This is a genomic window from Nocardia sp. NBC_00416, from assembly GCF_036032445.1.
Taxonomy (GTDB): domain Bacteria; phylum Actinomycetota; class Actinomycetes; order Mycobacteriales; family Mycobacteriaceae; genus Nocardia.
This window is the reverse complement of record NZ_CP107932.1, coordinates 1,412,602-1,417,005: the sequence shown is the minus strand read 5'-3', so window position 1 is coordinate 1,417,005 and position 4,404 is coordinate 1,412,602. Positions and strand designations below refer to the sequence as shown.

4 protein-coding genes are annotated in these 4,404 nt (G+C 64.5%); all 4 read right to left on the bottom strand.

The features are described from left to right. Positions 1 to 50: 50 nt before the first annotated feature. The 4 genes from OG804_RS06415 to OG804_RS06400 all read right to left on the bottom strand — a co-directional run bounded on the left by OG804_RS06415 (position 51) and on the right by OG804_RS06400 (position 4,297). Complete coding sequence (locus OG804_RS06415) at positions 51 to 650, bottom strand: YbaB/EbfC family nucleoid-associated protein (protein WP_328394863.1); 600 nt, start codon at positions 648 to 650, stop codon at positions 51 to 53. A gap of 66 nt (positions 651 to 716) precedes the next feature. Beyond that, on the bottom strand, positions 717 to 1,031 hold the full coding sequence (locus OG804_RS06410) for a hypothetical protein (protein ID WP_328394861.1): 315 nt from the start codon (positions 1,029 to 1,031) through the stop codon (positions 717 to 719). Between the two features lie 306 nt (positions 1,032 to 1,337). Continuing rightward, positions 1,338 to 3,386: a hypothetical protein gene (locus tag OG804_RS06405; RefSeq protein WP_328394859.1), complete on the bottom strand. Its 2,049-nt coding sequence runs from the start codon at positions 3,384 to 3,386 to the stop codon at positions 1,338 to 1,340. 137 nt (positions 3,387 to 3,523) lie between these two features. Further along, complete coding sequence (locus tag OG804_RS06400; RefSeq protein WP_328394857.1) at positions 3,524 to 4,297, bottom strand: ESX secretion-associated protein EspG; 774 nt, start codon at positions 4,295 to 4,297, stop codon at positions 3,524 to 3,526. Positions 4,298 to 4,404: the final 107 nt, after the last annotated feature.

Below are 4,404 nucleotides of genomic sequence, written 5' to 3'. Positions count from 1 at the left end.
GTGCCCGATTCGCCGTACACCGCCGGAACCCGGAACCGATCGATCCGGATTCACCAGCCACGATCGGCGACCTCCGAATCCGGGGTGGCAACGGCCTGCTCACTATCGTCGTAACGATCGATGGATCCCGGCTCCGGGTCCACCGGCGGATCGCTGTGCCAGCCGGTATCCCGAACCCCCGGGTCCGGTGTAGGCGGCAACTCCACCACATCGGTGAATACCAGTCCCTCGTCATCCGAGGCAGCCGGTTTCCCGGGCGGCGGGAGCAGATCCTGCGGCGGACCGGGAATCAAGGCCGATAGATCGGGCACGCCCGGAAGAAAATCGGAGAGCTTCGGCAGATCCTGCGGGTCGTGCACCGACTGCACCAGGCCGGCCGACTGTCGTCGTACCTCCAGGGCGGCTTCGCGAGCCGCGGACAGTACACCCCGGGCAATTTCCGGGTAGCCCAATGTGCTTATATCCGCCGTGAATTCGACATCTGCCGGAACACCGTCGGCATCCACGGTGACGGTAATTCGCCCACCGCCTGCCGAGGCGGAGGCCGACAGGCCGGCGCGCTGCTGCTGCACCTGCCGCAGTGTCCGCAGATCCGAACGAAACGAATCCACCAGGGCAGCCAACTGTTCCTTCATCATCTCATTGGCCATATCAATCCTCCCGCCCTCGGCTCGTATCCGGTGTCGGTCGGCGCCGATTACGCCCGCTGCCGCTTGTCACTTGAAGAGTTCCGCGTTGTCCGCTTCGGTCTGCTCGAAACGGGTGGTGACGTCTTTCAGCCCTGTCCCGTATTCGTCGGTCGATTCCGCCCGCGATCGACCTACCTCGATCAGACTCTCGCGCGATTCTCGGTAGCCGTTGTCCCCGCCCGCGATCCGCTCGCCGTACTTATCGTTCCCGCAGGCTCCCGCAAAGGCTTCCGTATCGGTTGCGAACCCTTCTATCAGGCTCATCATGTCCTCGCCCATACGCTGCAGACGCCCGCCGGCGGCGCGCACCGCGTCGAGATCGACGTGTAGTTCACCGGCCATTACGGCCTCCTTCACCAACCAGCACTGCGGGACTCAGCAGGACAATCATTTCACGGACCACCCGGCGATCCACCTCAAGAGATCATCAGATCTTCCCCTCGCCGACAGGATTCGCGAAAGTGGAATGCGAATTGCCGGCGGATTCCGCTTCTCCAATCCCACCTTTCTCGCAACCGCATCTACGAATTACCGGCCTGGCGGCGAGCAGCACCCGCCACGAGGAATCGGCATCCGCCCCCCCGCTCGGTCACGCGAGGGTGATTCGCGCCGGAGTCGATCCGCAGCACGCCGCAGCGGCGGCGGTCCTCAATCCGAACCCCGCACCACCTGACGCTGCGGCGGTAGCTGGTTCGAGACCGGGGTGGGGGCTATCGGCGCCGCCGGGCGCTCCGGCCCGGAAGGGACCGGCGCCGCCGAAGGCTGGCCTGTCGCCGAGCGAGCAACCCCCTCACCCACCACCGCTCTGGTCATATCGGGAGCATCACCCAGCGCATCGTCGAGGTTGTCGGTGCGGTCCAGATACTTGGCACGTTCGTGCTTGTCGTCCTGCCCTGGCCGCGCGCCGGCCCCGGGCGCGCCGGCAGAGCCCGGCATACCAGGTGTGCCGGCCATCGGCGAGCCGCCCATCTGCATCCCGGCCGGCGATGCACCCGCCGCGAGGGGGTTCGTGGAGCCGGGAGCGACACCGGCCCGGGGGAACAGCTTCGAGGCATCGTAGGCACTCTTCGGCGCACCCGCGCCGGTAGCCGTACTCGCAAGTCCCGCCCCACCACCGAGAGCTCCGGGCCCGAAGGAGGAGTTCTCGCCGAGGTCGAGACCGCTGGGAGCCGCTGGAACCATCGACGGGTCCAGCGGCTGCGCAGCGGATTCCATCGCTCGCTGGGCCATTGCCAGGCCCTGGTCCAGGGCATTCTGCGCGGCACTCAACCCCTGTCCGAGCATCGACTGCAGAGCCTGTTGCTTCGCCGCCTCGTCCTGGGCCCGAGCCCACTCCTCTTGCTGTGCGGCCAGGTCATCGGTAGAGGACGAGTAGTCCGGCAGCACGGACGACGTCGTTCCGGCGGGCTCCAATCCGCCGGATCCGGCATATCCACCGGTACCTCCGTAGGGGTAGGGATCGGATTCGTACACGTAGGGATCAGTAGCCGGGGTACCCGAAGATCCTGTCATGAATTCCGGCAGGACCGGAACACCCGCGTCGGCTTTTTCCATCGGGCCGGTGTAGGTTTCCTCCATAACGCCCAAGTAGTAGTTGACGAGATTTTCGTCGACCTCTTCGAAGAAGTACCCATCGTTGCTGTAATGAGGAACCCAGACATAAGAAGCCGGAGTATACAGTTGCCATCCCGTATCGGGAACAATTGTTTGCGTCTTGGGCACATCGGGATCCGTGGGCAACTGTTCCGCCGCCTGCTGGAACCAGTGCGCGAGATAGCTGCAGAGGTCGCGCATTCCGAAAGGCCCGGGGGCGCAATTTATTATGCCTTTCTCGTCCCCCTCGACCGCGGCAAACCCAGCGGCACTCGATTTCCCTTGCCAGTCTTCGGCCGTAACGGTCCTGATCACATCCACATAATCTTCGAAGATACTGTTCAGCACAGTTCCCACCTGCCCCCACGAGCTCGCCAGATTCGTCGCGTATTCGAATAGCGAGTTGTTTCTGATGTACTCGCCCAGCTCGTACGTCATCACGTACGCCGCGGCACTCGGATCGAGCAGAATCGGATTGATGAACCCTGTCGTAGTGAGTTCCACCTCGGTGTGCGATGTGACGCCGTCTTCAGGTTCGGTAGCCGGGTTGGGCGGGTGGAAATTATCGATGAACAGCGGGTCCGCATCCCACGGCCCACCCTCATCGACGAGGGAAGCGCCGCGGACCAACTCGGCCGCGGGTGGTGGCGTATAGGCGAACTCCTGCAGGGCAAAGCTCTCGGCGGCGGCGGCATCCACCTTTTCCAGCAAATTCCCTGCGTCGATGAAGGTCTCATGCCTCAATCGAACGTTGTCGAGCACCTTGTCCAGAATTTCCAGGAACTCCACGCGCTTCACCGCCAGCCTGTCCGCGAAGGCCTTGCCCTCCGGCAGACTCGACAGCGGCAGGTCGCAGTTGGTGTTCCGATCCGCGAACGATCGCACCGCACCGACGTTGTAGTAGAGGTCGGCCGTCGCCGACGCACAGCGCGTTGCCGCACCCTCGGCCAGCGTGAGACGGCCATCGTCTACCTTGGCCTTCACCTCTTCCCAGCTGGGAACGAACGCTGTGTCGGTCACGCCGAGTTCCTCGGTGCTGACGTAGGCCGGATCGACGATTTCCTCCTGGGCCCGGCCCGGCTGCTCTTCCGCTCCCACAGACATTCGTCAATCTCCCGCCGATTTCGACCACGCTCGGGCAGACGCGCCGAACCCGGTTCCCCGCGAACCCGAAGCATCCCCGCTTCTCGCCGGCAAGCGAAGTCGTCTTTCGTATCGCCAAGGGCGTACCTGTTGCCGAATCATCGGCGTTCGTCCCTGATCGCCCGCACTACTTCGGTCAGTTCGTTATCGATTCGCGCAGCGAAGCCTGCGGTGTCCACCCCGTACGCCACCGGATTCCCCTGCCCGCTGATGACATATCTGCCGTCATCGTGCAGATCGCGCCACTCGAGTACCCGCCGGGCCGTCTGCCGGGGCCCGAACCTCGAAACGCCCTGGGCGATCAGCATGGCGCCGATATCGACAACCGGCGTCCGCAAGAATTCCTCGGTTCGGCGCCAGGCCGGGTCCTCGGCCGGTTCACGCGTGAGATAGCGGCCGTATTCTTGATCCATATCGGTGTCGACGTGCGTGGACAAGTCCACGCAGCGGAGCCTTCCGGGTTCGGCATCGGAGAAACACGACGCCACAGCAGCGCCGAGTTCCACCACCCCGTATTCCCGAAAGACGAACTCACCGCCGTGTGCGCCCGGCTCACCCCGCACCTGCTCCACCAGGTACGCGTGGCCGCCCCTGCGTGCCGCGTTGAGCCGGGTACGCACACCCCCGGTAACCAGGTTCATGGCGTTCGCCACGATCCGGATATCGGGTTTGGCCACCACATCGAGTACATCCTCGATATCACTCCCCAAGCGAGACCGCACCGCGGTCCCCGCCGCGCGCTTCGCCGCGCAATAGTCGCGGTACAGCGGTATACGGCAGGTGAGAACGAACGGCGCCGGCAGCGCACCCGATTCCCGCATCCCCTCCCATAAGGCGGCGAACTCGAGCCCTGTGAGACTCCAACTTCGCATCACACATCACCGCGGTCGGTCATACCGGCGTGTGCCGTGCGGACGGCCTGTGCCGGCGGCTCGATTCCTTCGGGCAACGAGCCCGAGCCGACCCAGTGGACCCGCCG

Excerpts from the sequence above, each read along its gene's own strand:
- OG804_RS06410 (WP_328394861.1), bottom strand. The coding sequence starts at position 1,031 with ATGGCCGGTGAACTACACGTCGATCTCGACGCGGTGCGCGCCGCCGGC.
- OG804_RS06405 (WP_328394859.1), bottom strand. The coding sequence starts at position 3,386 with ATGTCTGTGGGAGCGGAAGAGCAGCCGGGCCGGGCCCAGGAGGAAATC.
- OG804_RS06400 (WP_328394857.1), bottom strand. The coding sequence starts at position 4,297 with ATGCGAAGTTGGAGTCTCACAGGGCTCGAGTTCGCCGCCTTATGGGAG.
- OG804_RS06415 (WP_328394863.1), bottom strand. The coding sequence starts at position 650 with ATGGCCAATGAGATGATGAAGGAACAGTTGGCTGCCCTGGTGGATTCG.